At 58.7% G+C, this 22,177-nt stretch carries 22 protein-coding genes and 1 tRNA gene; 12 read left to right on the top strand and 11 right to left on the bottom strand.

The features are described 5' to 3' along the window. The first annotated feature begins 2 nt into the window (after window positions 1-2). Window positions 3-1,469 (top strand): VWA domain-containing protein, encoded by a 1,467-nt coding sequence (locus ACR0J4_RS00545; RefSeq protein ID WP_480668268.1) that lies wholly within the window; start codon window positions 3-5, stop codon window positions 1,467-1,469. Beyond that, the gene (locus ACR0J4_RS00540) at window positions 1,466-2,689 is read left to right on the top strand and encodes a BatD family protein (protein ID WP_170641518.1); all 1,224 of its coding nucleotides are present in this window, start codon (window positions 1,466-1,468) and stop codon (window positions 2,687-2,689) included. Before ACR0J4_RS00545 ends, ACR0J4_RS00540 begins: the two co-directional genes overlap by 4 nt. Before the next feature lies 1 nt (window position 2,690). On the opposite strand, the gene ACR0J4_RS00535 is transcribed toward ACR0J4_RS00540, so the two are convergent. Further along, a complete protein-coding gene (locus tag ACR0J4_RS00535; protein WP_170373655.1) occupies window positions 2,691-3,371 on the bottom strand; it encodes a Crp/Fnr family transcriptional regulator in 681 nt (226 codons plus the stop codon). A gap of 198 nt (window positions 3,372-3,569) precedes the next feature. Between ACR0J4_RS00535 and ACR0J4_RS00530 the strand changes: the two genes are divergently transcribed. The 3 genes from ACR0J4_RS00530 to cls all read left to right on the top strand — a co-directional run bounded on the left by ACR0J4_RS00530 (window position 3,570) and on the right by cls (window position 7,665). Next, window positions 3,570-5,180, top strand: coding sequence for an arylsulfatase (locus ACR0J4_RS00530; RefSeq protein ID WP_480523739.1), 1,611 nt, complete (start codon window positions 3,570-3,572; stop codon window positions 5,178-5,180). Between the two features lie 73 nt (window positions 5,181-5,253). Further along, a complete protein-coding gene (locus ACR0J4_RS00525) occupies window positions 5,254-6,228 on the top strand; it encodes an HAD family hydrolase (RefSeq protein WP_170641515.1) in 975 nt (324 codons plus the stop codon). A gap of 24 nt (window positions 6,229-6,252) precedes the next feature. Then, window positions 6,253-7,665, top strand: coding sequence for a cardiolipin synthase (gene cls / locus ACR0J4_RS00520; RefSeq protein WP_170747365.1), 1,413 nt, complete (start codon window positions 6,253-6,255; stop codon window positions 7,663-7,665). On the opposite strand, the gene ACR0J4_RS00515 is transcribed toward cls, so the two are convergent. Further along, window positions 7,662-8,096, bottom strand: a complete 435-nt coding sequence (locus ACR0J4_RS00515) for a potassium channel family protein (protein ID WP_170373652.1) — start codon at window positions 8,094-8,096, stop codon at window positions 7,662-7,664. The genes cls and ACR0J4_RS00515 overlap by 4 nt on opposite strands. 159 nt (window positions 8,097-8,255) lie before the next feature. On the opposite strand from ACR0J4_RS00515, the gene ACR0J4_RS00510 reads away from it, so the two are divergent. From ACR0J4_RS00510 to ACR0J4_RS00500, 3 genes are read left to right on the top strand one after another with little or no spacing between them, the layout of a single operon-like run. Then, on the top strand, window positions 8,256-8,903 hold the full coding sequence (locus tag ACR0J4_RS00510; protein WP_170548858.1) for an ABC transporter ATP-binding protein: 648 nt from the start codon (window positions 8,256-8,258) through the stop codon (window positions 8,901-8,903). Then, window positions 8,900-11,305, top strand: coding sequence for an FtsX-like permease family protein (locus ACR0J4_RS00505; RefSeq protein ID WP_170641511.1), 2,406 nt, complete (start codon window positions 8,900-8,902; stop codon window positions 11,303-11,305). The genes ACR0J4_RS00510 and ACR0J4_RS00505 overlap by 4 nt, the downstream gene beginning before the upstream one ends. Continuing rightward, window positions 11,295-12,335 carry a lipocalin-like domain-containing protein gene (locus tag ACR0J4_RS00500; protein WP_170641509.1) on the top strand — a complete coding sequence of 347 codons (1,041 nt, stop codon included), beginning with the start codon at window positions 11,295-11,297 and terminating at the stop codon, window positions 12,333-12,335. Before ACR0J4_RS00505 ends, ACR0J4_RS00500 begins: the two co-directional genes overlap by 11 nt. A 1-nt stretch (window position 12,336) precedes the next feature. Here ACR0J4_RS00500 and ACR0J4_RS00495 read toward each other — a convergent pair whose 3' ends face one another. The 4 genes from ACR0J4_RS00495 to ACR0J4_RS00480 all read right to left on the bottom strand — a co-directional run bounded on the left by ACR0J4_RS00495 (window position 12,337) and on the right by ACR0J4_RS00480 (window position 16,937). Beyond that, the gene (locus tag ACR0J4_RS00495; RefSeq protein WP_170641507.1) at window positions 12,337-12,768 is read right to left on the bottom strand and encodes a universal stress protein; all 432 of its coding nucleotides are present in this window, start codon (window positions 12,766-12,768) and stop codon (window positions 12,337-12,339) included. Then, window positions 12,765-15,377: a TRAP transporter permease gene (locus ACR0J4_RS00490; protein ID WP_170641505.1), complete on the bottom strand. Its 2,613-nt coding sequence runs from the start codon at window positions 15,375-15,377 to the stop codon at window positions 12,765-12,767. Before ACR0J4_RS00490 ends, ACR0J4_RS00495 begins: the two co-directional genes overlap by 4 nt. Window positions 15,378-15,479: 102 nt before the next feature. Next, entirely contained in the window at window positions 15,480-16,448 is a 969-nt protein-coding gene (locus tag ACR0J4_RS00485; protein WP_170467054.1) for a TAXI family TRAP transporter solute-binding subunit, read from the bottom strand. Window positions 16,449-16,851: 403 nt separating this feature from the next. Continuing rightward, window positions 16,852-16,937: transfer RNA gene (locus ACR0J4_RS00480), tRNA-Leu, on the bottom strand. Window positions 16,938-17,082: 145 nt separating this feature from the next. On the opposite strand from ACR0J4_RS00480, the gene ACR0J4_RS00475 reads away from it, so the two are divergent. Further along, on the top strand, window positions 17,083-17,661 hold the full coding sequence (locus ACR0J4_RS00475) for a YqaA family protein (protein ID WP_170373645.1): 579 nt from the start codon (window positions 17,083-17,085) through the stop codon (window positions 17,659-17,661). Continuing rightward, window positions 17,658-18,125: a disulfide bond formation protein B gene (locus tag ACR0J4_RS00470; RefSeq protein ID WP_170638759.1), complete on the top strand. Its 468-nt coding sequence runs from the start codon at window positions 17,658-17,660 to the stop codon at window positions 18,123-18,125. The genes ACR0J4_RS00475 and ACR0J4_RS00470 overlap by 4 nt, the downstream gene beginning before the upstream one ends. Here ACR0J4_RS00470 and ACR0J4_RS00465 read toward each other — a convergent pair. Then, on the bottom strand, window positions 18,122-18,709 hold the full coding sequence (locus ACR0J4_RS00465) for an HNH endonuclease (RefSeq protein WP_170458136.1): 588 nt from the start codon (window positions 18,707-18,709) through the stop codon (window positions 18,122-18,124). The genes ACR0J4_RS00470 and ACR0J4_RS00465 overlap by 4 nt on opposite strands. A gap of 213 nt (window positions 18,710-18,922) precedes the next feature. On the opposite strand from ACR0J4_RS00465, the gene ACR0J4_RS00460 reads away from it, so the two are divergent. Continuing rightward, a complete protein-coding gene (locus ACR0J4_RS00460) occupies window positions 18,923-19,528 on the top strand; it encodes an rRNA large subunit pseudouridine synthase E (RefSeq protein WP_170641503.1) in 606 nt (201 codons plus the stop codon). 32 nt (window positions 19,529-19,560) lie between these two features. Further along, entirely contained in the window at window positions 19,561-19,986 is a 426-nt protein-coding gene (locus ACR0J4_RS00455; RefSeq protein WP_170641501.1) for a VOC family protein, read from the top strand. Between the two features lie 5 nt (window positions 19,987-19,991). Here the strand turns inward: ACR0J4_RS00455 and ACR0J4_RS00450 are convergent, their stop codons facing one another. The 4 genes from ACR0J4_RS00450 to ACR0J4_RS00435 are packed head-to-tail and all read right to left on the bottom strand — an operon-like array spanning window position 19,992 to window position 22,088. After that, a complete protein-coding gene (locus ACR0J4_RS00450) occupies window positions 19,992-20,294 on the bottom strand; it encodes a putative quinol monooxygenase (RefSeq protein ID WP_170641499.1) in 303 nt (100 codons plus the stop codon). After that, a complete protein-coding gene (locus tag ACR0J4_RS00445) occupies window positions 20,288-20,791 on the bottom strand; it encodes an N-acetyltransferase family protein (RefSeq protein ID WP_480668267.1) in 504 nt (167 codons plus the stop codon). Before ACR0J4_RS00445 ends, ACR0J4_RS00450 begins: the two co-directional genes overlap by 7 nt. 2 nt (window positions 20,792-20,793) lie before the next feature. Beyond that, complete coding sequence (locus ACR0J4_RS00440; protein WP_170641497.1) at window positions 20,794-21,459, bottom strand: alpha/beta fold hydrolase; 666 nt, start codon at window positions 21,457-21,459, stop codon at window positions 20,794-20,796. Beyond that, window positions 21,456-22,088 (bottom strand): DNA-3-methyladenine glycosylase 2 family protein, encoded by a 633-nt coding sequence (locus tag ACR0J4_RS00435; RefSeq protein ID WP_170641495.1) that lies wholly within the window; start codon window positions 22,086-22,088, stop codon window positions 21,456-21,458. The genes ACR0J4_RS00440 and ACR0J4_RS00435 overlap by 4 nt, the downstream gene beginning before the upstream one ends. Window positions 22,089-22,177 lie beyond the last annotated feature (89 nt).

The following is a 22,177-nucleotide window of genomic DNA, read 5'->3' as shown; positions in this document are numbered from 1 at the left end:
GAATGTATTACCTGTTGCTCCTCATCCCCATGGCGTTCCTGTGGTGGAGGATCAGACCCAAGCCTACCCGTCAATCCATTCAGACTGCAGGGATCGCACCACATCTTGCTACCGCCTTGCAACTCGGCGCGGAGGAGAACCGTCGAATTCATCCCATCGACGTTGCCATGATCATCGCCACGCTTGTCACTCTCGCGGCGGCGGGGCCGACTTGGTCGCGCGCGCCCAACCCGCTCATCGCGGATACCGCGCCGCTGGTGATCGCCCTCAAGGTCACCGAAAGCATGGAGACCACCGATCTTGCGCCGTCGCGCCTGGACCGAGCCAAGTTCAAAATCGCCGACCTGATCACCGAACGCGCTGGAGCACGCACCGCCCTGATCGCCTATGCCGGTACCCCACACCGCGTCGCGCCTCTGACCGAAGACGCCAACATTCTGCGCCCGTTGCTTGAGGGGCTGACGCCAGCCGTGATGCCCAAACAAGGTGATGCCGCCGCTGATGCCCTGACGCTGGCGCAATCCATTTTGGACGAAAGCGAGAGCCCGGGCGCAGTTTTGTTCGTTCTGGACGATCTCGATCCATCTCAGGTTCCTGCTCTAAGCACCTCAACCCATGAACTTTTTTTCCTGACCATGCTGCCCGACGGCGACCGGATTGTGCAGCTGGGAAATGTCCAAGGTGCTTCGACTGTTGCGTTCACGGATGACGACCGGGATATCTCTCGGCTGCAACGCCAAATTCAGTCGGCCTATACCGCTGCCCTGGACGATGATGATCGGCTGGATTGGCAAGACAAGGGTTGGATTCTGGCCTGGCCCGCTGCGCTGCTGTCGCTTTTGTGGTTCCGCAAAGGTTGGGTGATCCGCTGGGCTCTTTTGGCGCTGTTCGTCCTTCCGCCCGCGGGCGCGCGCGCCGAAGGATGGCGGGATTGGTTCCTGACGCCGGATCAGCAGGGGCAAATTGCGATGAACCAGAAGCGGTTTGGAGACGCGGCCGAGCTGTTTGAGGACCCGTATCACAAGGGCTATGCGTATCTCAAAGCCGGACAATATGAACAGGCCTCAGAGATTTTCGCCGGTTTGAACACGGCCGAGGCCGCTTTTGCCGAAGGCTTGGCCCGTATCCGAAACCGCGAATACCGCCCGGCAATTGCAGCGTTTGAAACCGCTCTGGAACGTCGCCCGGATTGGCCAGACGCGCAACATAACCTCGAGGTCTCCAAGGCTATCTTGGACTATGTCGAAACGACCCGGGAACAGTCTGACACGGGCGAGGAAGCTGGCATCGGCGCAGACGATACCGTGTTCGACAATGACGACGCGCGCGGTAGCGAAACCACGGTCCAAGCACCAAAGGACGGACCGCAAACGCTGAATGCGGAGCAATGGATCAGCACCATTGACACCGACATGCAGGATTTTTTACGCAACCGCTTTCTTTTGGAAAATCAGGTGCGAACGGAATGAGATACGCGCTCCTCTTCATTCTTCTCTTCCCCGTTTCCGTCTTCGCGCAAGGCAACGAAGAAACCGCTCCGCAGATCACGGTGGAGGCTCCGGAAGAGCCCGTCATCGTCGGCCAACCAGCGATTGTTCGGATCAAGGTTCTGGTGCCGACTTTCATGCCGCAACCGCCGGAATTTCCCTCTCTGGAACAGCAGAACCTCTTGGTACGCCTTCCCGAACGGGCCTCGGGGCCGGTCAGTGAGACCGTGAACGGAGAGACTTGGTCGGGTGTTCAGCGTAGCTATAGGGTGTATCCGTTGATCGCCGGCGACATCACCTTCGATGCGCAGACGGTTGCGGTGACCTATGCCGATCCCAACACAAGTGCCCCGGTTCAAGCCACGGTCGACCTGCCTCCGGTCAAGATAACGGCCGAAATTCCGGCTGGCGCAGAAGGTCTTGATCCGTTGATCATCGCAACTGGGTTTACCCTTGAGCAGAAACTCGAAGGCCCGACCGGCATGCAAGCCGGTGACGCCATCACGCGCGAATTGACTGCGCGTATCTCTGGCACAACGCCGCTGTTGATCCCGGTTCTGACACCGCGACAGCAAAGCCCGCTGTTGCGCGCCTATCCCAAAGAACCCCGGATTTCAGAATCCGAGGAACGTGGCGTGTTGTCCGGCCAACGTCAGGAAGAGGTCGTTTATATCGCGCAGCAAGAAGGTGAAGCGCAGTTGCCCGAGGTTTCCATCGATTGGTTCAACCTGCAGACCAACCAAGTCGAAACCGCCTCAGTTCCCGCAACAGACCTGACCCTTGCGCCGCCGAAATGGCAGCCGCCCAGTCTGGATGAAGTTCTGAAGATCGTTGCCTTCGCCGCAATCGCCGTTGTCGCAATTGGAGCTGTGTGGCGTTTTCTTTCCCCACGCATCCGCGATTTGAGAGAGGCACGCCGTGGTCGCTATCTGGCGTCGCGGAGATATGCTGAAGACGCTTTGAAGACCGCCGTACAAGCTCATGATTTAAATGCGACTTATACCGCGTTGGAGCTTTGGAGATCACGTGGCGGGAACTCCAAAAATGCAGAAAAGCTGGAAGACTGCCTGACCCGCATCGGCGCTGCCCGGTACTCCGGTCGCGATCAATCTGAAGACTGGAGTTCCGCCTTGCAAAGCCTAACCTCAATGAAAGATGCGGTCGCGCGCGACAAGGATGCTTTGCCGCCGCTGAACCCCTAAATTAACTCTGGCAATTGGCAATCAGTTTGCTGCGGTCGATCAGGCGAAGGCGCCCATAGCCGAGTTCGACCAGACCCAGATCCACCAAACGATGCAGGTTGCGATGCAAGGTCGGTTGAGAAACCGCGACCATCGCGGCCAGCTCCTCTTGCGATACGATGATCCATCCGTCGGCTTTCGCAGCACCCTCGTCCAGATGCAACAGACGCAAAACGAGGCGTTTCTCGGTGCCCGTGACGGCCAGATTGGCCATGATGCGCAGGGATGTTTTCATGTTCTCGCGCGTCAATGCGTAGAAATCGCGTATGTATTCCGGGTTGTCCTGGACCAGCCTCTCGACCCGTGAGGTGGGAAAGAACAAGGCCCGGGTTTTTTGGGTCGCCATCACACTGATCAGGCGTCGCGCTTCGGCAAACAGCGCCAAATCACCAACCCAAAACCCGCGCCCATCGCGATGAACGACAAATTCCTGCCCGTCATCGGCCGGGGCGGTGATCTGAACAGCGCCGCTGAGAACCGCGTGAATTCCATTTGCCTCATCGCCGTAGAGATAAAGCGTTTCCCCCGCATCAAAGGTTTTTCGAACGGCGCAGGTCATAAGATCGCTCTGAAATTTGTGGCCGCGCGCGCCAAACCAATCCGACTGGGTCAGCGTTCGGATATCCTCATCAACATCAAACATTAGTATCTTTCAAAGCGATCATATGATAAGTTTTCGATACGTTTCATAGCCTAATCTAGTTCTGTTCGATTCTCGGACCAATAGATAGTTTTTTGTCTGACAATCAACACCTTGCTCGCGGTCTTTTCCTTAAGTCGGCCGCTGCCATTAACGATAAAATTACCGGGCCATTAATTCCCGTTTACTGAGGAGTACTACATGTCACCTCCACGAATGTTTGCTAACAATTGGCGCAGTGCAGTGCGCAGGGTCGCTGTTGCCACTGTAGCCGTTGCCCTTGCCCTGCCGGCTTGGGCGCAGGATCAAAAGCCCAATATTCTTGTGATATGGGGCGATGACATTGGTCAGTCGAATATCTCGGCCTACACGATGGGCCTAATGGGATATCAGACACCCAATATCGACCGCGTCGCCAAAGAAGGCATGATCTTCACCGACTACTACGGTGAGCAGTCCTGTACCGCGGGCCGGTCCTCCTACATCATGGGTCAGTCCGTGTTCCGGACCGGTCTGTCCAAGGTTGGCCTTCCCGGTGCTGATCTGGGAATGCAGGTCGAGGATCCGACCATTCCTGGCCTGCTGAAAGACCACGGCTATGTGACGGGTCAGTTCGGTAAGAACCATCTGGGTGACAAAGATGAACACCTGCCAACAAACCATGGATTTGATGAGTTTTTTGGCAATCTTTACCACCTGAATGCCGAAGAAGAGCCGGAAAACGAAGACTATCCCGGCGATCGCGTGTTGGCCGATGGCCGCACCTTCCGCGAGGCGTACGGCCCACGTGGCGTGATCAAGTCGAAATCAGATGGCACGATCGAAGACACCGGCCCTCTGACCCGCAAGCGCATGGAAACCGTAGATGATGAGACCGTTGCGGCCGCCATCGACTTCATCACCCGCGCGCATGAGCAGGGGCAGCCCTTTTATGTCTGGTGGAACGGGACCCGAATGCACTTCCGGACCCACGTCAAAGACGAAATGCGCACCAAGGCCAACGAAATCTCGGGTCGTGTAGCCGATGAGTACACGGCAGGCATGATCGAACATGACATGCATGTCGGGCAACTGCTGGATTTGCTGGACGAGCTTGGCATCGCCGACAACACGATCGTTCACTACTCCACCGACAACGGCCCGCACATGAACACGTGGCCGGATGCCGCCGCGACGCCTTTCTGGGGTGAGAAGAATACCAACTGGGAAGGCGGATGGCGTGTGCCCTCGATGGTGCGCTGGCCGGGCCAGATTGAGGCCGGTTCTGTCACCAACGAGATCGTTCACCATATGGACTGGCTGCCCACCTACCTTGCAGTTGCCGGCGATCCGGACATCAAGGAAAAGCTGAAAGCAGGCTATAGCTCGTCTGGTATGGGCCGTGACTACAAGGTGCATCTGGATGGCTACAATATCCTGCCCTTGCTGACCGGTGAGTCCACCGAAAGCCCCCGGAAAGAGATTTTCTACTTCTCCGACGATGGCGACCTGACGGCGCTTCGTTTTGAAGACTGGAAGCTGATCTTCCTAGAGCAGAAAGCATGGGCAACACTGCGCGCCTGGATCGAACCCTGGACCGAGCTACGCATCCCGTTGATCATCAACCTGCGCCGCGACCCGTATGAGCGCGCATACCGGACCTCGAACACCTACTATGACTGGCTGTTGGATCGGGCCTATTTCCTGGTTCCCGCCCAGCAATATGTCGGTACGTTCCTGAGCACGTTTGAGGAATTCCCACCGCGCCAGAAAGCGGCAAGCTTCAACCTAGATCAGGTTATGGAGAAGCTGACAACGCCGACCAACAACTAAAACTGGCGTTCAAATATACCGGGCCGCCCGTCATGGGGCGGCCCTTTTCCATTCCAAAACCACCGAGAATTTCATGAAACACGCTGTTCTAAGCGCCCTTTTGTCCGTCGCCCCTTTTTCACTGTTGGCGGACCCTCTGCCCAGTTGGACGCAAAGTGAATCGAAGGCGGCGATTGTAGAGTTTGTCGAGGCCGTGACCGACCCTGACGGCCCGGATTATGTCACCCCTGCGGACCGGGTCGCGGTCTTTGACAATGACGGCACGCTTTGGGCAGAACAGCCAGTCTATTTCCAGTTCATCTTTGCTATGGATCGGCTGGCCGAGTTGGCTGAGCAGGACCCAGGCATCCTGGCCACTCCGACCTTGAAAGCTGCCGCAGAGGGTGATCTTGCTACCATCCTAGAAGGCGGTCACGACGCGTTGATCGAGGTCGTCAACGCCTCGCATTCCGGCGTCAGCGTCGAGGCGTTTCAGACCGCGGTAGCCGATTGGCTGGACAATACGCAGCACCCCGATACCGGTTTACCCTTTGATCAGATGACCTACCAACCAATGGTCGAGTTGTTGCGCTATCTGCGTGATGAGGGATTTACGACCTACATCGTCTCAGGCGGCGGTCTTCATTTCATGCGGGTCTTTGCCGAACAGGCCTATGGCATTCCGTCCGAGCAAATCCTCGGCACTTATGGCACCACCAGCTATGCGCAGGTCGATGGTGTTCCAACCATCGTCAAGGAACCGGGCATCGCCTTTATCGACGACAAGGAGGGCAAGCCGATCAACATCGAACGCACACTCGGCAAGCGGCCCATTCTGGCCGGGGGTAACTCGGACGGCGACTTCGCCATGATGGAGTGGACCACGGCCGGTGATGGTCCGCGTCTTGGGGTCCTTGTCCACCACACGGATGCGGAACGGGAATGGGCCTATGACCGCGAAAGCCCAATTGGGCGCTTGGTTGATGGGTTGGATAAAGGCCCCGACATGGGCTGGGTCATTGTGGATATGGCGCAGGACTGGTCTCGCATCTACACTGGCGCTAACTAACCTGCGCCGGAGGCCCTCAACCCTATGTGGACATTGCTTGTTTCTGCCCTCGTTTTTTGTCTCTACGTGACAGCAGGCGTGTTCTCGCTACGCGCGGCGCAAACCGCGCGTACCCCTCAGGGGGCAGTGGGCTGGGTGGTCTTCCTGATCTCGGCCCCTTTCTTTGCGGTACCGATGTATTTGTTTCTAGGCCACCACCGCTTTCGCGGCTACCGCATCGCGCGGCAGGAAAGCGAGCGTGTCGTCGAGGGCATCAAGACCTTTGCCGACTATTCGAAACCCGATCCCTCGACTATGACACTCAACCCACGTCCGTTTGAGGTTCTGGCCCACCTGCCCGTCTCACGCGGGAACGGGGCTGAGTTGCTGGTCGATGGGCAGGCCACGTTTGATTCGATTTTCAAGGCGATTGATGCCGCTAAAAACTACATCCTGATCCAGTTCTACATCGTCCGGGATGATGCGCTTGGGCAAGAGCTGCACAAAAAGCTGATCGACGCAGCCAAGCGCGGCGTACACGTTCGGTTCATGACAGATGCCGTCGGCAGCTACGGCCTTCCTCCCACCTATCTCGAAACGATGCGAGAGGCCGGGATAGATGTAGCCGATCCCAAAGAACAACGTGGCCCGAACTTCCGGTTTCAGCTGAACTATCGCAATCACCGCAAAACGGTGATCACTGATGGCGAAACCGGATTCATCGGCGGCCACAATGTAGGGGTCGAGTATCTGGGCCAAAGCGAGCGTTTCGGCCATTGGCGTGACACACACCTGAAGATGACCGGCCATATCGTGCGGCAGCTTCAGCTGATTTTCTGCGAAGACTGGCACTGGGCGCGTGACGAGGATCTGATTGACCACCTTGATTGGGCAGGAAGCGAGGCCGAGCAGGACATGAACGCCCTATTGGTGGCAACCGGGCCAGGAGATGACACCGAAACCGGTGCCATGCTGTTCTTTGCCGCCATCGCCGAGGCCAAGGAAAGACTGTGGATCGCCTCGCCCTATTTCGTGCCGGATATCGACATCATGACCGCCTTGCAGCACGCGGCCATGCGCGGCGTCGATGTCCGTATTTTGCTACCAGACGTGATCGACCACCGCCTGCCCTGGCTGGCCGCCTTTGCCTATTTCGATGAGATTCGAGACTGTGGCGTGCGCGTGTTCCGCTACACTGACGGCTTCATGCATCAAAAGGCGTTTGTGGTCGACGATGCCCTGGCTGCGGTTGGAACGACAAATCTGGACAACCGCTCATTCCGGCTGAATTTCGAAGCAATGGCGCTGTTATTCGACCCACGCGCGGCGGAAGCCGTCAGTGAGATGCTGTCGGCCGATTTCGAGAACTGCTATGAGCTAACGCGATCAATGTCCCAGCAACCAGCCCATATCCGCTTTGGCGCCCCTCTGGCGCGGCTCTTTGCCCCTATTCTTTAAGAGAAAATTCGGTCCTGAAATACGCGCGTCATCATGGCAACCATGTAAGCGGTCGACAGGCCAAAGGCCAACAGCCCTGCCACAGAAGCGAAAGATCCGAAAATCCGAAGTGCCTCACCCAGAACAATGTCGCCGTAGCCCAGGGTCGTGAAGGTCACCAAGGAAAAGTAAATCGCGGTGTTCCAATCCGGCAGAACGTCGAGCAACACCCAGACGATCGCCCAAATCCAAACCTGAATGGTGTGGATCGCGACAATGAAAACGAGAGCCACCGCAATCGGCATCGCCGTGCCCATAAACACGCCTCTCTTTTCCAGATTGGTTTCCATCTTCATGATCACCACAGTACACCACGTCAAAAGCAGGATTTCGACCAGAAAACAAAGGCCCAGAAACGTGCTTCCCCAGACAATCTGATGTAGCAAGGTCATGTTTTTACGTCCTGAATCAAGCTGCGGTAAGGTCGTCTCAGCATGACCTTTGCAGCCCGCAAGCACAAGGGCACAGGCCGATGTCACGTATCAAGACCCAGTCGGCACTGGACAGCGGATCAAACAGTTGCACATCTAGGACAAAAAGCGAGGCGGATCATGCTGTTGTCGATTGAACATGTTCACAAGACCTATCCCGGTGGACGGCCTGTGCTGCAGGATGTCTCGCTGTCGCTGGACCACGGTCAAACCTTGGCGCTGACCGGTGAAAGCGGCAGCGGCAAATCCACCTTGCTGAATCTCTCGGCCGCGCTGGATCATTTCGACGCCGGAGAGATCACATTGGACGGTCTTGCTCTGTCGGGTCTGGATGATGCCGGGCGCGCCGGGCTACGACGGAAACACGTCTCGCTGGTGTTTCAGCAGTTCAACCTGATCCCATCGCTGACGGTCGCCCAGAACCTCTCCTTCCACGCGCGGCTGGCTGGGTGTCATGATCCAGACTGGGAGGCGCATCTGGCAGATCGCCTTGGCCTGAGCGATCTTCTGTCCCGCTTCCCTGAGCGACTGTCCGGCGGTCAGCAACAACGCGTCGCCATCGGGCGCGCGATGGCCGTGAGGCCGAAGCTGCTGCTTGCGGATGAGCCGACGGGCAATCTGGATGAAACCGCCAGTGCGGCCGTTCTGGATCTGATGCTGTCCCTCGTGACTGAGTCGGGTGCCGCGCTGCTGTTGGTAACCCATTCGCAAGATATCGCAGGCCAACTGGATCGCAGAGTTCATCTGGCAGGTGGGCGTATTCAATGACGGCTGCCATAATACAGGCGCTGACGTCTCATTGGCGGAGCCATTGGTTGCAGTTTGCTACACTGCTGATCGGGATCGCATTGGCAACCGGGCTTTGGTCGGCCGTTCAGGCGATCAACGCCGAGGCCCGCGCCAGCTACGCCCGTGCCGATGCGCAGCTTGCCCTCGGCCAGTTCGATGAGCTGCGCGATCCGTCGGGCGCGATCCCGCTGGACCGCTATGCAGACCTGCGCCGCGCCGGCTGGCAAGTCGCAGCGGTGCTCGAGGGGCCCTTTCGCATCCACGGCCGAACGCTGCGCGTGTTAGGCGTCGACATGGTCGCCTATCCAGCCCTGCCTGCGATCACCGAGGCTGAGGCCGAAACGGATCCCGCTGATATCCTGACGGCCCCGGGCCGCTTGCTGGCCTCGGCTGAGTTGGCCACCCTATTGCAGGCACAGGGCGATCTGCCGCCGGTCCTGATCACGACCGAGCTTCCACCCGACGTGATCTTGACGGACATTGGAGTCGCCGAAACCTTGCTGGACGCACCCGGCCAAATCTCTCGCCTTGTGGTTCTGCCGAACCAACCCCGCTCGGGCCCTCCACTGTCCGAAATCGCGCCAGAGTTGGAGCGGGTCAGCCCCGCCTCACAGGTCGATACCGCGCAGCTGACCGATAGTTTCCACCTGAACTTGACCGCGTTTGGAATGCTGTCCTTTGCCGTGGGGCTGTTCATCGTCAACGGCACAGTCGGTTTGGCTTTTGCGCAGCGTCGCGGCATGATCCGAACGTTGCGGGCGCTTGGTGTCTCGATGCGGCGGCTGGTCTGGTTGATCCTGGCTGAGCTGACCCTGCTGGCCCTGATCGGAGGCATCATCGGCTTGATCCTAGGCTTCTTCCTCGCCGGAGCGCTTTTACCAGATGTGGCCGCCACATTGCGCGGCCTCTACGGCGCACCTGTGAGCGGGCAATTGACCCTCCAACCCGCATGGGCGTTGGCCGGATTAGGAATGGCGCTCGGAGGCACTCTGATCGCGAGCGCACAAGCCCTTTGGCGCCTGTCACGAATGCCGTTATTGGCTGGCCCGGGCGTGCAGGCCTGGCGCGAAAGCGGGCAAGGCCAACGGCTAGCGGCCTACTGCGGCTTGGCGCTGCTTGTCTTCGGGGGCCTCGCTTACACCACGGTCGGAGGCCTCCTCGGCGGTTTCGCACTATTGGCGGGCCTGTTGACGGGGGCGGCCTTGCTGTTGCCGATTAGCCTGTCTGTAGCGCTAAACCTCTGCGCCCGTCGCGCCCACGGCCCGGTGGCGCAATGGGTCTGGGCAGACATGCGCGCGCAACTGCCCGGTCTGTCGCTCGCATTGATGGCCCTACTGCTGGCCCTCGCGGCGAATATCGGCGTGGGAACGATGGTCTCCAGCTTCCGCCTCACCTTTGTCGGCTGGCTGGATCAACGACTAACCTCCGAGCTTTACCTGACCGCCGAAAGCGACCAACAAGGGCGTGAGATCACCCAGTGGCTAGAGCCGCAAGTCACAGCTACCCTCCCCATCCGCAACGTGGAACTGGCGCATGAAACCGGGCCGTTGTTCCTGTATGGCGTGGTCGACGACCCGACCTACCGCCAGTATTGGCCATTGATCGCGCGCACAGATGATAGTTGGGATCGGGTCATGTCGGGTGATGCGGTTTTGATAAACGAACAGCTTGCACGACGCGCCGACCTTTGGCCCGGTGACGTGCTACGCCTTGGTCCGAACCACCAACTGCCAGTCGCAGGGGTTTACTCGGACTATGGCAACCCGACCGGGCAAGCGATTGTTTCGATGGCGCAACTGGACCAAATCGCACCGGGGCAAGAGGCGCGCCGGTTCGGCATTCGGCTCGACCCAAACCGCGCGACCGAGTTGGCGCAGACCCTGCGCGAGCGGTTCGAGCTTGCGCCTCATGCCGTTGTTCAACAAGCGGCGATGAAGGCCCAATCCCGCGCGATCTTCGAGAAGACCTTTGTGGTAACCTCAGCCCTGAATGTCTTGACACTTGGGGTTGCCGGGTTTGCCATCCTCACCAGCCTCCTGACGCTCTGGACGCAGCGCCTGCCCCAGATTGCCCCGGTTTGGGCGCTTGGGCTAGACCGCGCGCAACTGGCACGGCTGGAGCTGTCGCGCAGTGCCATTCTGGCCGCGATGACGGCTTGCCTTGCGCTGCCACTCGGGCTGATCCTCGCCTGGGTGCTGCTGGCTGTAATCAATGTTGAGGCCTTCGGTTGGCGGCTGCCCATGTATGTCTTCCCATGGGACTGGCTGGTTCTCTTCCTGCTGACCCTCGTTGCCGCGCTGGCCGCGGCCGCCCTGCCCGCCCTGCGTCTGCTACGGCTGCCACCCGCCGACTTGCTGAGAGTATTTGCCAATGAACGCTAAGGCCATTTTTATAACCCTGTTGCTTCTTTTTCCCCTCGGTGCCTTGGCTCAGGGGTATGCAGGGCTTGGCGGTTCCGCCGAAGGATTCGAAGTCCCTCAGCGCGGCTACACGTTCGAATTCCCCGCAGATCACGGCCCTCATCCCGCGTATCGGATCGAATGGTGGTATTTGACGGCCAACCTGAAGGGCGATGACGGGAAAGACTATGGCATTCAATGGACCTTGTTCCGATCAGCCCTGAAACCCTTTGAAACCGAAGGCTGGCAGAGCCCTCAGATCTGGATGGGCCATGCGGCCGTCACGACGCCCGAACGCCATTTCTTTGCGGAACGCCTGTCGCGCGGTGGCGTGGGTCAAGCCGGTGTCATCGCCGAACCATTCGCGGCGTGGATTGACGAATGGCGGATGAGTGGACCTGACTTTGATACTCTGTCCCTGACGGCCCATGGCGCAGATTTTGGCTATGACCTTGCGCTGAACGCCCAAGGGCCGTTGGTCTTTCATGGGGACGCTGGCTATTCGGTGAAATCCGCCGACGGACAAGCGAGCTACTACTACTCGCAACCGTTCTACGCTGTGGAAGGCACATTGCACCTGCCAGACCGAGACGTCACGGTCAACGGTCAGGCGTGGTTGGATCGTGAGTGGTCCTCGCAACCACTGGCCGAGGATCAGAGCGGTTGGGATTGGTTCTCTCTCAGCTTTGATACCGGCGAGAAGCTGATGGGTTTTCGCCTGCGTGGCGATCGTCAGGACTTTACGGCCGCCACATGGATCAATGCCGATGGCACCACGCGGGCGTTGCCTGATGGGTCGGCCTCGTTCAAGCCGCTTGAAACCGCGCCGGTTGCCGGGCGCGACGTGCCGATACGCTGGAACGTCGCACTGCCAGAATATGACTTGGACGTTGAGGTTGCGGCGTTGCTCCCCGTTGCGTGGATGGGAACGCGATTTGAGTACTGGGAAGGCCCGGTCACCGTCTCAGGCAGCCACGCCGGGCGCGGTTATCTGGAGATGACCGGATACTGATCTACCGCACAACGTAGACCGAGACGTTCGCATGCCGCACCACACGGGCGGCATTCGGCCCCAGAAGATAGTCTTTCAGGTCCGGCTTGTGCGCCCCGATTACGATCAAGTCCGACCCCGCGCTTTCCGCCGTTTTCAGGATCTCTTGATAGGCTGTCCCGGTGGCGACGACATGCCGGACGGAGGCATTACGCTCAGCGCCCAAGGTCGCCACGCATAGCTCGGTCAACTCAACCTGTGCCTGTTCCAACGCCTTTTCGTGGTGGTCAGCCTCGAAGAACCCCGAGACCCAGCTTTCACCATAGTCCGGCAGGACGGTCACCACATCCAGTTGCGCGCCGTCCATATTCGCCAGTGCGGCCGCTTTCTGCAATACAGGGCTGTCCAGATCACCATTGCTGATATCTACGGCGCAGAGAACCGATTGTGTCATGCCGCCACCTCTTCTTGTCTGGCGGCCCGGCCGCGTTGCAGGAAGGCGATCAAACCCAACAAGAGCATCGCCGGGATATAGATCAGCTGTTTCGGAGGCTGACCGGACGGCAGGCTGACCGAGCTCAGACGCACCGCGTCATCGCTGTAATAGTCGAATATGCCTAGCTCATCCGCGACAGGCGAACCGAAAAGCGGCTCTTCGAGTTTGACCAGACCGTCCTCTTCCATCAGCAGCAGACCCATGGCGTCAACGCGCGCGGCTCCGCCCTCTTCGTCGCCAACAGTCACGACAACGGTAGTGTCGGTCATCTCGAGCGTGTCGAAGTCAGGACCGCTGACAACAACGCGGACCTCGGTGCCCGGAGGCGTTTCTCCGATGGTCTCCACGAAGGCGGCTGGCTCGACTGAGCTAAAGGGTGGTGAGATGCGGTCCATGAAGAAGTCTGGCCGGAACAGCGCAAAGGCTACCGCGATCAGTGCAACGCTTTCGTAAATGCGGTTATGGGTCAGGAAATAACCCATTGTGCCCGCCGTGAAGACCAAAATCGCAATCGTAGCAAATATGGCAACGGTGATCCCTTCGACCCATGTCACGTCGATCAGCAGCAGGTCTGTGTTGAAGATGAACACAAAAGGCAGCGCGACGGTGCGAAGGCTGTAGAAAAAGGCCGTGAAACCAGTACGGATCGCGTCACCGCCGGACACGGCCGCAGCCGCAAAGCTCGCCAACCCGACCGGAGGCGTCACGTCCGCCATGATTCCGAAGTAGAACACGAACAGGTGTACCGCGATCAGCGGCACGATCAGCCCGCTCTGTGCGCCCAGTTCAACAACCACACCGGCCATCAGAGAGCTGACGACGATATAGTTCGCCGTGGTTGGCAGGCCCATGCCCAGGATCAGGCTGAGGATACCAACCATCACCAGCATCAGGATCAGGTTGCCGCCCGACAGGAACTCGACCAGATCGGCCATCACCTGGCCCACACCAGTCAGTGTCACGGTGCCCACGATCACGCCCGCAGTGGCCGTGGCCAAAGCGATCCCGATCATGTTGCGCGCGCCGTCGATCAGGCCCTGCCAGAGGTCGGCAACACCGTCGATGAAGCGGTTGTAGACCTCGCTCTCGCCCCGAAAGATCGCCTTGAGTGGCTTCTGCGTCAGAAGGATCACGAACAGCAGCGCCGTCGCCCAGAAGGCAGACAGACCGGGTGATTTCTGCTCGATCATCAAGAAGTAGACCAGCACGATGATCGGCAGCAGATAGTGCAGACCCGCTTTGTAGATGTCTGCGATGACCGGCAGTTCTACCTCTTTGGCGTTTGGATCATCCGGCTCAAGATCGGGGACCTGCGCGGCCAGATACAGCAGTACGACATAGACCGCACAGACGATCAGGCTCAGCACCATGCCAGCGGCGGTTGGAACCATGCTGGTGACCGCTTCGACCGGGTATTGCGAGCCATAGCACAGGCCAGCAAAGACGATAAAGAAGGACAGCATTCCGACCACGGTCCGCGCGAGGTGAACCTCACGGTTGCCCAGCGTGGGCATGTTCCGCTTCACGGCTTCCAGATGCACGATATAGACCAGCGCAATGTAGGAAATCGCGGCGGGAAGGAAGGCGTGGGTGATCACTTCGACATAGGAAATGCCCACATATTCCACCATCAGAAAGGCCGCAGCCCCCATCACGGGCGGCATGATCTGGCCGTTCACTGACGAGGCCACCTCGACCGAGCCCGCCTGTTCGCTGCTAAAACCAACACGCTTCATCAGCGGAATGGTGAAAGTACCGGTGGTCACAACGTTTGCGATCGACGAGCCCGAGATCAGACCGGTTGCAGCCGAACCCACAACAGCCGCCTTGGCCGGGCCACCGCGCAGGTGGCCAAGGGCCCCGAAGGCCATCTTGATAAAGTAGTTCCCTGCCCCGGCTTTATCGAGCAACGCCCCGAATAGCACGAACAGGAAGACGAATTTCGTCGAGACTCCAAGCGCGATGCCGAACACGCCCTCAGACGTGATCCACATATGGCTCATCGCTTTTTTCAGACTCGCGCCCTTCCAACGGATCACCTCAGGCACCCATTCGGACGAGCCGAAAAACACATAAGCTAGGAAGATCGTCGCGATGATCGCCATGGCCGGGCCAAGCGCACGACGCGCGGCCTCGAACAGCAACAGCAACCCACCCAGCGCGACCCATTTATCGGTGTCGTCCGCCAGACCGCCTGCATTCACGATCTTATCGTAGAAAAAGTAGCCGTAGAGCGCCACAAACGCGCCCAGCAGGCCCATGATCCAGTCCTGCACGGGTATATAGTTCCGAGGGCTGGATTTCAGCGCCGGATAGGCCGCAAAAGCCAAGAACATCGCAAAGGCCAGATGGATCTGGCGCGAGTTGTTGACCACGCTGCCGGGCAAAACGACGTTTGATACTGGAGAGGCCAAAACGACCTGAAACACCGACCAAAGCGCGGCGACAATCGCCAGAAATACCCCGACACTACCGACCGGGTTACGACCGCCGGCATCGGAGGAGGCTACAAGCTCCTGCAGCTCTTCTTCGGATAGCGGTCGGTTGGATTGCGTGTCGGAACTCATATAAATGTCTCCCCGTCATGTGGCCTTTTTGGCCTTATTTTTGCCCGTTCGATCCGGGCTTGAGTTGCAGGGCGCCCTTGGGCACCCTGCTTCAGGTCTGGTTTACTGAACCCAGCCTTTTTCTTTGTAGTACTTTTCAGCGCCCGGATGCAGCGGAGCCGACAGGCCGTCCGCGATCATCTCTTCCGGCTTCAGGTTTGCAAATGCAGGGTGCAGCTTTTTGAAGTCGTCGAAGTTCTCGAAAACCGAGCTGACAACTGCATACACAGCATCTTCCGACACATCTGCCGAAGTCACGAAGGTTGCGCCAACACCAAAGGTGGTGGTGTCACCGTCCGAGCCACGATACATGCCACCCGGAATGGTCGCAGTACGGTAGTACGAGTTGCCGTCGATCAGGCCGTCAATCGCGTCGCCAGTGACGTTCACCAGAACGGAATCACATGCGGTGGTCGCTTCCTGGATCGAACCCGACGGGTGACCAACAGTGTAGATCATCGCGTCGATCTGGTTGTCGCACAGAGCTGCCGACTGCTCGGCCGCTTTCAGCTCGGATGCCAGTTCGAAGTCGTCCAGAGTCCAGCCCATGGCTTCCAGAACAACGTCCATGGTGCCGCGCTGACCGGAACCGGGGTTGCCGATGTTGACGCGCTTGCCTTTGAGGTCTTCAAAGCTGGCGATGCCGGAATCGGCACGGGCCACAACGGTGAAGGGCTCGGGGTGTACCGAGAATACGGCGCGCAGGTTTTCGAAGGGGCCAGCCTCTTCGAATTTCGATGTGCCGTTAAATGCGTGGTACTGCCAGTCGGACTGGGCGACACCAAACTCCAGCTCACCCTCGCGGATGGTGTTGATGTTGTAGACCGAGCCGCCGGTCGATTCGACCGAGCAACGTACGCCATGTTCCTTGCGGCCTTTGTTGACCAGACGGCAGATCGCACCACCGGTAGGATAGTACACGCCGGTTACGCCACCTGTGCCGATGGTGATAAACTCTTCCGCATAGGCGGCAGGCGCCATCATTGCAGCGGTCACAAACGCGCCGAGGCTAAGCTTGCTGCTGTTTTTCATTTAAGAACTCCCATTATTATGACTTGGGCGGGAAAAGGCTGACGCCTCCCTTCCGGGACCCGCATTGGGGATTGTGCCGATAGGTCAGATCAATCCGCATTGCAACAGGGCCAGCTGTATAGATTTTCCGATATCTCCCAACAGGTCCGAGGTTTCATTCAGATACGCTGAAAGTCAAGGCCAGCCCTTCAACAGAACGCCTCTCGCATCAGATATGAGGTTGTTTTCAAATCTTTCCCCATCGCGCGGCGGTTTCTGAGCCATTGGAACCGCATCGTGGCAAAACGCATTTTATTCAGAGGAAAGCGGATTTGGTGCCCGCTAAGGGAGCACATGCGTAGCAAGACATCACCTGAATAAGAAAAAACAGAGAGCAGGTTCCCCTAACCCTCTGTTTTTACTTTGGTACCCAAGGCCGGACTCGAACCGGCACGGTATCACTACCGGGGGATTTTGAATCCCCTGCGTCTACCATTCCGCCACTTGGGCCACGGACATTGGATTAGCGCCCCTGACTGGGAAGGTCCAGAGGCAAAAACACACTGCCCAGTCGATTGTTGGCCGCGCGGCAGTTGACCCTTCTGCACGCCCGTGGTTTGCCTGTCACGACCTGAGACGCGACTGTGAGAGTGTGATGCTGCGATCCCTGTATGACTGGACCATTCGGCTGGCCGAGCACCCTCATGCCCTATGGGCTCTTGCAGTCGTGGCTTTTATCGAAAGCTCATTCTTTCCGATTCCGCCCGATGTCCTGATGATCCCGATGATTCTGGCGCGCCCCTCGAAGGCGTGGCTCATTGCAGGCGTTGCCCTTGTGGCCTCGGTTCTGGGCGGGATGCTGGGCTATGCGATTGGCGCCTTTGCCTATGAAAGCATCGGTCAACCCATTCTCGAGTCCATGGGCAAGGCCGACGCGATGGAAGAGTTCAACACCCGCTTCAACGATTTCGGCTTCTGGGCTGTTCTCGCCGCCGGTGTGACCCCCTTCCCCTACAAGGTGATCACCATCATGTCCGGCTGGACCGGCATGCCGCTGGGCACCTTTATTGCGACCTCGATTCTGGCGCGCGCGTTGCGGTTCTTCCTTGTGGCAGGCCTGCTGTGGAAGTTCGGAGAGCCGATCCGTGACTTCATCGAAAAGCGCCTCGGGCTTATGTTCACCCTGTTCATCATCCTGCTGTTTGGTGGGTTTCTGGCGGTTAAATATCTATGACAAAACGATCAACTTACGTGATCCTGGCAGCCGGAGGGTCGGCGGCCCTGTTGTTGGGTGCATGGGGGTTTCAACATATTGGCGGTCTCGCCCCCTGCAAAATGTGCATCTGGCAACGCTATCCCCATGTTGCTGCAGTCGTGATCGGCGCTCTGGCCTTGGTGCTGCCAAAACTCAACCCGCTACCGCTGATCGGAGCCTTGGCCGCGATGATCACGGCCGGAATTGGCTTCTTTCACGCGGGTGTCGAGCAAGGATGGTGGGAAGGCCCCTCAACCTGCACCTCGGGTGATATCGGAGGGTTGTCGGCAGAAGAACTTATGAACCAGATCATGGCCGCCCCGCTGGTGCGATGCGATGAGATTCCGTGGGAAATGTTTGGCCTGTCCATGGCCGGTTGGAACGCAGCCATTTCTGCGGTTCTGGTTCTGCTCTGGCTGGCCGCGTGGCGGGCGAAGGCCTAAGCTTCGTCCAGTTCCGCATCCCAGTAAAGGAAGTCGATCCAGCTGTCATGCAGGTGGTTCGGCGGGAATTTCCGTCCGATATTGCGCAAGGCCTCTGCATCGGGCTGACGCGGTGGTTTGCGCAGGTTCATTCCTGCCTGACGTAGCGATTTGGAGCCTTTACGCAGGTTGCACGGGCTGCATGCCGCAACCACGTTCTGCCAGCTCGTTACCCCTCCAGCGGCGCGCGGCACCACATGGTCAAAAGTCAGGTTGTCCCGGCTTCCGCAATACTGGCAGCGGAATTCATCCCTTAGAAATAAATTAAAGCGCGTGAAGGCCACGCGCTTTCTGGGTTTTACATAGTCTTTGAGGACAACCACCGACGGTATTCGGATCTCGGTGCTCGGGCTGCGGACCACTTCGTCATATTCAGCCACGATGTCGACCCTGTCCAACCAGGCCGCCTTGACCGCCTCCTGCCACGGCCACAGAGACAAGGGATAGTAGGATAAAGGGCGGTAATCGGCATTCAAAACCAAGGCCGGATGCTGTTTGAGCATACCCGGTTCTCTTACAAAATCGGTCCTGAAGTCTCCGTCCATCACAGAATCGCTCCTCGCTCTCAGCTGCCCGTTTGTGACACCAGAGCGGAGAGCACCCGCTCCGGCCTTAAGATAACTATATATCGTGTTAAAACTCTGACAAGCCCTGAGTTTCCACAATATGTCGCAGACTGGGTAAGCCGAATCCGTAACAGACAGATGACAGTTATCCACATGTTGCACACAGCGTGTTTTGCAGGCTATGGCGGAGGTATGAGCTGGTTTATTCGATTCAACAAACCCTTTGATGTGCTGCCGCAGTTCACCGACCGCGCAAACGCCGAGTCGCCGCGTAGCACCCTGTCGGATTTCATCGATCTGCCCGGCGTCTATCCCGCCGGTCGGTTGGATCGTGACAGCGAAGGGCTGATGCTGTTGACCGACAACGGCAAGCTGCAGGCGCAGATTTCAGACCCCAAGCACAAGATCGCCAAAACCTATTGGGTGCAGGTCGAGGGCGAGCCGGATTTGGCGGCCCTCAAGGCCCTGCGCGACGGTGTCGAGTTGAAGGATGGCCTAACCCGCCCCGCCAAGGTACGTCAGATTGATGAGCCGGAAGACCTCTGGCACCGCACCCCTCCAATCCGCGAACGCAAGACCGTGCCGGACAGCTGGATCGAACTGACGATTCGCGAGGGCAAGAACAGGCAGGTGCGCCGGATGACAGCGGCCGTTGGCTTGCCGACCTTGCGCCTGATCCGCTGTCGTATGGGAGACTGGACGCTTGAAGGGCTCAAGACGGGCCATTGGGACAGCCTGCCGATGCCGCAGATACAGGCTACGGCTCAGCGCAAACGGGATCGACGCCCCCGACGGTGACAGACCACACGCGCCGGGCTAAACTGAACCGCATGAAGGTGACACCCGAGATACCGGCCCCCTCTGCCATCTTGGAAGCGGCGCTTTATGTCGATGATCTGGACGCCACCGAACGGTTCTACGGTGAGGTTCTGGGGCTGGAAAAGATACAACGCATTGAGGACCGCCACGTGTTTTATCGGGTCGGAGCCTCTGTTCTGCTGATATTCAATCCTGAAAAGACCCAGCAGCCGCCACTGAACCCAGACCTGCCTGTCCCTCCGCACGGCGCGCGTGGGCCGGGGCATGTGTGCCTAGTCCTGACGCGGGATGAGATGGCTGCAATGCGAAAGCATCTGCTGGATTGGAACATCCCCCTGGATGCCGAGTTCGATTGGCCAAACGGCGCGCGATCCCTCTACGTGCGGGATCCTTCTGGCAACTCAGTTGAATTTGCCGAAGGGCACCTTTGGGCCTGAAATTGTCAGCGCAAAGGCTGCTTTTCACCACCCACAACGCGATAGATCTCGCTTGAGATCACACCGACTTCAGCCAATATGGCTTGGAACGCCGCCATATGTGGGGTGGCAAAATGCGCCTCTAACGCGGTCTGATCCTGCCATTCTTCATAAACCCGGAAGAGGTTCGCATGGCCGAGAACCTGGCTGAACTCATAGATCAGGCAGCCTGGCTCTTTCACCGTTTCTGCGACCATCAACTTTGCAGCCTCGGCCGCCTTATCCACATGATCGGCCGAGACTTCGACGGTTCCAGTGACAATCAACATGCGCTGCCCTTTCCAAGATCAAAGCGTTTCGAAATTCGATTGACCGGTGTGCCATCCCGCAGTGGGCGGCCATAGTCCACAGAATAGTCAACGAATCCCATTTTTCCGTAGTAGCCAAGGCCCGGCGAATTGTCCGCGCGTATGGTGGCGTTGATCGCTTTGAACCCCAAGGCCGCCGCAGTTTTCGAGGTTTCTTGAAACAACGCACGCCCTGCGCCGCGAAACGGAGGATCGCGCCGTGTGAAGGTGGCAATATCCGCACAATCCTCAGGCAAGGCAGCATGAGTACCCAACCACTGAAACCCGGCCACCGCGCCTTGGTCGTCCAAAGCGACATGGCAGCAGATCTTATCGGCCCCGGTCAGATAGCTCTGTGAAAAGAGCGCCTCCGAGAACGGAATTTCATGTGCAGTTGTCCCACCTGTGGCGATGATATCGTTGAGGATGCGGCAGGCGTCGGCCACATCCTCGGGCATCATGGGGCGAACCGCAATCACAGCTACAGGCTCAGCTTGTCGCGCATGAAGGCCAGCGCCACGCTCAGGCCGTCCGGCGCGATTCCGTGGCCGGTGCCTTTCATCACATGGGCGTAAACCTCTTTGAAATCCGCCGCTTGCAGGGCCTCGGCGGCCTCGGGCAGCGATTGCGGAGGCACCACGTCATCCGCATCCCCATGGACCAACAGGATCGGCATCCGGCTGACGGTTTCGTCCGGCAACAAGTCTGGCTCCAGCAAACGGCCCGAGAACGCGACGATCCCGGCCACAGGGTCCTCACGGCGCGGGGCGACGTGCAGGCTCATCATCGTGCCCTGGCTGAACCCGAACAATACGACCTGCTCAGGCAGTACGTCTTCGTCCACCATCAGCGCGTCGAGGAAAGCGTTGAAGTCGTCGCTTGCCATTTCCATGCCGCGTCGGGATTCTTCTTCGGACGAGCCGTCGATCCAAGGGATCGGAAACCACTGAAACCCATTTGGCATTCCGGGGATTTGTTCCGGCGCATCGGGGGCTACGAACAGCGTGTCGGGCAAATGCTCGCCCAATGGGTCGGCAAGGCCCAACAGATCGGCCCCGTTCGCCCCGTAGCCGTGTACGAACACCAAGACCGAGCGTGTGTCGCCCGAAACCGGCTCTTTCCTGAGCGCGTTCAAAACCCGTGTCATCTGATCCCTTCTCTTTGCTTGGCCACCCGGTAATAGGCCCACAAAACCCGCGCCGCAACCGACCGCCATGGCGACCATGCCTCGGCCATCTGCCGCAGCTCTTTGTCCGTTGGACGTTTGGGTAAGACGTAGAGAACCCGCGCCGCCTCTTGCAGGGCCAGATCACCCGGAGCAATCACATCGGCGCGGCCCAGCGAGAACATGGCGTAAATCTCGGCGGTCCAGACACCGATGCCGGACACCTCGGTCAGGGTCGAGATGACCTCTGCATCAGGCGCGTCGCGTAACGCCTTGTAATCAATACGGGCTTCGGCCAGAGCACGGGCATAGCGGATCTTCTGTCGGCTTAGCCCGACGGCCCGCAAATCCTCATCTGTCGCCCACATGATCTTGCGCGGGCCGGTCAATTTCGCGTCCTGCATCCGTTTCCAGATCGCATTGGCCGAGGCCACGCTGACCTGCTGACTGACGATTGCGCTCAACAACTGCGCAAAACCATCCGGTTTACGACGCAGAGGCAGCGGCCCCGTCTGTTCCATCGCATAGGCCATACGTGGACAAGATTGGGCCAGCCACTCGGCCCCTTCGGACACACAGGCGTTGGTTTCGATGATGCGTCCGACGGACATGTGCGCTCCGGTGTTTTCGGTCACTTGCACGTTAGGGCGCTTTGCCGCGTATGCAACCCGCTTGTGCAAGCCGCAGATCGCCGATACGC

This window comes from Ruegeria sp. B10, from assembly GCF_056539825.1.
The sequence above is the reverse complement of the archived record's forward strand: the minus strand, read 5'-3'. Positions and strand labels throughout refer to the sequence as shown.

Bases quoted from the DNA above. Each gene is read 5' to 3' on its own strand.
- ACR0J4_RS00545 (WP_480668268.1), top strand. From the start codon at position 3: ATGTATTACCTGTTGCTCCTCATCCCCATGGCGTTCCTGTGGTGGAGG.
- ACR0J4_RS00540 (WP_170641518.1), top strand. From the start codon at position 1,466: ATGAGATACGCGCTCCTCTTCATTCTTCTCTTCCCCGTTTCCGTCTTC.
- ACR0J4_RS00535 (WP_170373655.1), bottom strand. From the start codon at position 3,371: ATGTTTGATGTTGATGAGGATATCCGAACGCTGACCCAGTCGGATTGG.
- ACR0J4_RS00530 (WP_480523739.1), top strand. From the start codon at position 3,570: ATGTCACCTCCACGAATGTTTGCTAACAATTGGCGCAGTGCAGTGCGC.
- ACR0J4_RS00525 (WP_170641515.1), top strand. From the start codon at position 5,254: ATGAAACACGCTGTTCTAAGCGCCCTTTTGTCCGTCGCCCCTTTTTCA.
- cls (WP_170747365.1), top strand. From the start codon at position 6,253: ATGTGGACATTGCTTGTTTCTGCCCTCGTTTTTTGTCTCTACGTGACA.
- ACR0J4_RS00515 (WP_170373652.1), bottom strand. From the start codon at position 8,096: ATGACCTTGCTACATCAGATTGTCTGGGGAAGCACGTTTCTGGGCCTT.
- ACR0J4_RS00510 (WP_170548858.1), top strand. From the start codon at position 8,256: ATGCTGTTGTCGATTGAACATGTTCACAAGACCTATCCCGGTGGACGG.
- ACR0J4_RS00505 (WP_170641511.1), top strand. From the start codon at position 8,900: ATGACGGCTGCCATAATACAGGCGCTGACGTCTCATTGGCGGAGCCAT.
- ACR0J4_RS00500 (WP_170641509.1), top strand. From the start codon at position 11,295: ATGAACGCTAAGGCCATTTTTATAACCCTGTTGCTTCTTTTTCCCCTC.
- ACR0J4_RS00495 (WP_170641507.1), bottom strand. From the start codon at position 12,768: ATGACACAATCGGTTCTCTGCGCCGTAGATATCAGCAATGGTGATCTG.
- ACR0J4_RS00490 (WP_170641505.1), bottom strand. From the start codon at position 15,377: ATGAGTTCCGACACGCAATCCAACCGACCGCTATCCGAAGAAGAGCTG.
- ACR0J4_RS00485 (WP_170467054.1), bottom strand. From the start codon at position 16,448: ATGAAAAACAGCAGCAAGCTTAGCCTCGGCGCGTTTGTGACCGCTGCA.
- ACR0J4_RS00475 (WP_170373645.1), top strand. From the start codon at position 17,083: ATGCTGCGATCCCTGTATGACTGGACCATTCGGCTGGCCGAGCACCCT.
- ACR0J4_RS00470 (WP_170638759.1), top strand. From the start codon at position 17,658: ATGACAAAACGATCAACTTACGTGATCCTGGCAGCCGGAGGGTCGGCG.
- ACR0J4_RS00465 (WP_170458136.1), bottom strand. From the start codon at position 18,709: ATGGACGGAGACTTCAGGACCGATTTTGTAAGAGAACCGGGTATGCTC.
- ACR0J4_RS00460 (WP_170641503.1), top strand. From the start codon at position 18,923: ATGAGCTGGTTTATTCGATTCAACAAACCCTTTGATGTGCTGCCGCAG.
- ACR0J4_RS00455 (WP_170641501.1), top strand. From the start codon at position 19,561: ATGAAGGTGACACCCGAGATACCGGCCCCCTCTGCCATCTTGGAAGCG.
- ACR0J4_RS00450 (WP_170641499.1), bottom strand. From the start codon at position 20,294: ATGTTGATTGTCACTGGAACCGTCGAAGTCTCGGCCGATCATGTGGAT.
- ACR0J4_RS00440 (WP_170641497.1), bottom strand. From the start codon at position 21,459: ATGACACGGGTTTTGAACGCGCTCAGGAAAGAGCCGGTTTCGGGCGAC.
- ACR0J4_RS00435 (WP_170641495.1), bottom strand. From the start codon at position 22,088: ATGTCCGTCGGACGCATCATCGAAACCAACGCCTGTGTGTCCGAAGGG.